Origin of the sequence: Micrococcus sp. HSID17227 (genome assembly GCF_003989405.1) — a bacterium.
Taxonomy (GTDB): domain Bacteria; phylum Actinomycetota; class Actinomycetes; order Actinomycetales; family Micrococcaceae; genus Micrococcus; species Micrococcus luteus.
In genome coordinates this window covers 1-1242 of sequence record NZ_RBLN01000393.1, presented here as the reverse complement: position 1 = coordinate 1242, position 1242 = coordinate 1, and the positions used below count along the sequence as shown (strand labels likewise).

The window sequence follows — 1242 nt, the reverse complement described above, 5'->3', positions numbered from 1 at the left end:
CCCCCTGGACGCCCGGGCGCGCCTGCCGTGGGTCGGCCTCATGCTGCTGCTGCCGGTGCTGGGGGCGCTCATCTGGTTCTGGTGGCGGCACCGCTACTACCCGGCGCGGCGGCGCGAGCAGCCGGCGTGGGACCCCAACGACCGCTCCGCCGTCGTGGTGCCCCCGCGCCGGCGCTACGGCGCGCCGGAGGAATGAGCCGGGCTCAGAGCTTGACGACGATGCGGTCGTCGACGACGGCCGCGTCGTAGTCCATGAGGGCCTTGCGGGCCGGGCCGCCGAACGGCTTCCCCGAGGTGACGTCGAAGTGCGAGCCGTGGCAGGGGCAGGCGTAGGCCGGGCCCTCCTGCCGGTCCACGACCTGGAGCAGGCAGCCCTGATGCGTGCACACGTTGGTGAAGGCGGTCACCGTGGTCTCGTCCACGCGATGCATCATCAGCGTCCGACCCTGCACCTGCACCTCCCGGGAGGCGCCCACGGGCAGCTCGGCGGCGGGCAGCGCGTCGACGGCGTCGGAGCCGGTGTAGTGGTCCTGCGCGGTGTCCTTCTCACGCAGCCGGTCCGTGCAGCCGGCCAGCGCGAGTGTGCCGGCACCCGCGGCGGCGACGGCGGCGCCGCGGCCCAGGACGGTGCGGCGGGAGGTGTCCGGGCGGGCGTGGTCGTCGCAGCAGCCGGACCGGGAGGAGTTCGGGGTGAGGGGGGAGTCCTGCGTGGTCATCGACCCATTATCGCCCGTGGCGAGGGCGGATGCGACCGGGCCCGACGGGTGCGAGGATCGGGGGGACGGACCCCCGAGCCCCAGGAGCACCGCCGTGACCCACCCCGCCCCGCGCCCCACCGGCGCCGCCCGTTTCGACCTCACTCCCTTCGAGCGGTGGGAGGCCGTGACCCTCGACGACGTGCACGTCGGCTTCCTGCACCGGGTGCTGGAGGACGGCGTGCTGACCACCCGCATGGGCTTCGCCCCCACGCCCGCCCAGCGCGCCGCCCGCGGTGGACTGCCCGAGCGCTACCTCGCCCAGACGCAGGTCGGCTTCACGCCCGACGGGGACGGCTGGGCATGGACGACCCACGAGGACTCCGCCGGAGCCCAGCGGGTGCGCATCGACCGTGAGCGGGCCGGCATCGACGCCGCGGTGCTGCCCTCGTACGCGGAGTACCTCCTCCTCGCGCGGGTGGCCGCCGAGGGCCCGCTCGCCGTGGACCGGCTCGAGGAGGCCTCGCCCCTGCAGGGCGGGCTGCGA

General features: G+C 75.5%; 2 protein-coding genes and 1 pseudogene. 2 read left to right on the top strand and 1 reads right to left on the bottom strand.

Translation table 11 applies throughout. The annotated features are described in order from the left end of the window. A pseudogene (locus D8M29_RS12150) lies at nucleotides 1-196 on the top strand (PLD nuclease N-terminal domain-containing protein); the annotation flags it as partial. A gap of 7 nt (nucleotides 197-203) precedes the next feature. Here D8M29_RS12150 and D8M29_RS12145 read toward each other — a convergent pair. Continuing rightward, nucleotides 204-716, bottom strand: a complete 513-nt coding sequence (locus tag D8M29_RS12145) for a Rieske (2Fe-2S) protein (protein ID WP_020627853.1) — start codon at nucleotides 714-716, stop codon at nucleotides 204-206. 94 nt (nucleotides 717-810) lie between these two features. On the opposite strand from D8M29_RS12145, the gene D8M29_RS12140 reads away from it, so the two are divergent. After that, nucleotides 811-1242: hypothetical protein (locus tag D8M29_RS12140; protein WP_127446020.1), on the top strand; the 432-nt coding region annotated here is incomplete at its 3' end.

Coding starts and splice junctions, on each gene's coding strand:
- D8M29_RS12145 (WP_020627853.1), bottom strand. CDS start 716: ATGACCACGCAGGACTCCCCCCTCACCCCGAACTCCTCCCGGTCCGGC.